The organism is Pseudomonas sp. FBF18 (genome assembly GCF_024261405.1).
Classification (GTDB): domain Bacteria; phylum Pseudomonadota; class Gammaproteobacteria; order Pseudomonadales; family Pseudomonadaceae; genus Aquipseudomonas; species Aquipseudomonas palmensis.
In genome coordinates this window covers 1-2404 of the sequence record NZ_QKRS01000041.1, presented here as the reverse complement: position 1 = coordinate 2404, position 2404 = coordinate 1, and the positions used below count along the sequence as shown (strand labels likewise).

The following is a 2404-nucleotide window of genomic DNA, read 5'->3' as shown; positions in this document are numbered from 1 at the left end:
CGTTCTTGCGCTCATCCCGGAACAGCCACTCCGAATTGCCGTCCGGATGACGGATGCGGTAGGTGTAGCCCTGGATGTCGTAGTAGTGCCAGGTTTCCTGGCCATGGGCGTCGGTCACATAGGTGAGGCGGATACGCTCATCCCACTCCAGGCGCACTTCGAAGCTGCCGTCATCTGCCCACTCATGGATGGCCCTGGCATGCGGGCCGTTGCCGTCCCACTCCAGGTTGAAACCGCGCCCGGTGCGGTCGGTGTAACGGGTGATCAGATGATGCTGGTACTCATAGTGCCAGGCGGCACCGTTTTCATCCTGAGCCGCCACCAGGTCACCCGCGCCGTCATAGTGATAGGCGCACAGTTGGCGCAGCGGCTTGCCGTCGACCACGTGCCAGAGACCCTGGATATGCCCGTGCGCGTCGAGCCGCGTTCCCAGTTGCAGGTGTACCTTGCTGGGGTCGTCGTCCTGGTAGGTGTTGATGTCGGACAACACCGGCTGGCCGTTGTGGCGATGCTCGTAGTGCAGCATGGCGCCCGCGCCGCTGCGTAGCTGAATGTGCGTCAGATAGAAACGATCGCCATGGCGCGCATAGGTCTCCCGGCGATCCAGGCCACGCAGCAGTACCAGTTGCTGTTCGCCGGTGCGCACCAGGGTGAGGTACTCGACAGCGTCGTAGTGGGGCTTGCCCTTTTCGGGCATTGGAAAATCGTGACTGCGCCCATCGAAGTCAAGCAGCACCAGGCCCTGGCCGACCACGTCGATGCAGGTGGTGAACTCGGTGAGCCAACGGGCACCGAGGCTGGCGTTGTCGAGGCGCTCGAGACGCGAATTGTAAGTACGGGTCCAGATGACGGGAAACGGGCCTGGCAGGCTGAAGTCGGTGTGGTCCAGCGACTCGCTGCCAAGGGCGAAGTTGATACGGTTGCAACTGCTGGCACAGGTGCCGTTCTTGCTGTCGTTGGCCGCTTGTTTGGCCGACGCCTGCCGGGTAATGGCCTCGGTCTCGCCCTTGGCATCCTGATGCCTGGCCTGGGTGGTCTTGTCGCCCTTGACCGTGCTGCCGAGTGCCTTGGGATTGCGCTTGTGCCAGAGCACACTGCTGTTGTGCAGGATAAGGCGCATGCTCTCGATGGATTGCGGGTTGGCTGCACTGGTCATGCTCATCAGTTGCGTACGCATCTGTGGCGCCAGGCTACGCAGGGCCCGGGTACGGGCCAGCACTTCATGCTGTACCCCCTCGGGCACGGCATTGCGCATGATCATGTTGGCGGCGCCCTTGCCCATCGCGGCGTAGGCATCGCTGAGGGCGGCGAAGGCGTTTTCGAAGACCACCGAGGGGTCGGAACGCAACGCGTTCTTTGCTGCAATGGCGCTGCGCCCAGCAGCCTCCATATTCGCGGCGCTGTCGAGCTTGCCGGTAATCACGGCATCGATCGCGTTGGCCGTGTTGTTGACCAGCTTCTCACCGACGTCGGCGCACTCCTTGAGGATCGCCTCCAACTGCCCTTCTGCGTCAGCCAGAAAGGCATCGATTTCGCCAAGCAAGGTGGCATTGAGGTGGCCGACGATGATCTCGATCAACGAGTCGCCGAGCATCTGCTTGCCTTCCTGACGGGCCAGCACCAGCATCGGCCGCAGGCTCTTGCGCGCAGCCGCCATGGTCGGTGGCGTGGGAATCACGCCGATCAGGTTGATGCCCAGGCTGACCCAGTCGAGCGGGTCGGGCTTGTCGCTGGAGGCCAGGTTGACAACGTCGCCGACCGCATCGACCAGGGCGATGATGTTGCCGATGACCGGCAGCACCTCAGCCACCTCCTTGAGGCGCTCGAGGTTGACGTAGCCACCGCTGATATCCCGCAGCCAGGCGTCGAACACGGCGGCGCCGCTACTCACGTCCTCGATGCCGATCTGATCCAGGGGAACGACTGCGGCCTGTGGTGGCCGTTGTTTGGCGGGGGTGTTGTCGCTCATGAGATCAGTTCACCTGGCAGCAGATCGGTAACGGTATTCAGGCCTGGAGCCTTGAGGTCGGTCAGTGAGAGGGCCGGCAGCGTGGGCAGGCTGGCCCTGGCGCCCTTGAGTGCAGCGCCCGCCTGGTCGGCCACGCCCAGGGCGACCGAGGCAGCAGGCAGGGCAGAGCTGGCGGCACTGACCAGTTGCCTGGCACTGCCAAAAAGGCTGCCCTTGCCATCGTTGGGCAGCACCAGCTTGTCGACCAGCGTTGCCACTACCGTGGGCGAGTGGCTGGGGTCAGGTAGCTGCAACGGCCAGTTGACCAAACCGATGTAGCTGCTCGGTGTCCACGGCGGGGTCGGGTCGCGTCCGAACCTGACCGACGCCGGCCCCGGTGCCACACCGGATACGGCATTGAACCCCTGGCCATCGAGGCTGCCCTTGAGCACCGTA

General features: G+C 63.9%; 1 protein-coding gene and 1 pseudogene. Both read right to left on the bottom strand.

Annotation, left to right across the window (positions count from 1 at the left end; all coding sequences use genetic code 11):
- Positions 1–1969: DUF6531 domain-containing protein (locus DN387_RS25990; protein ID WP_254506434.1), on the bottom strand; the 1969-nt coding region annotated here is incomplete at its 3' end.
- Positions 1966–2404, bottom strand: a pseudogene (locus tag DN387_RS25985) (type VI secretion system tip protein VgrG); the annotation flags it as partial. The gene DN387_RS25990 and the pseudogene DN387_RS25985, both read right to left, overlap by 4 nt.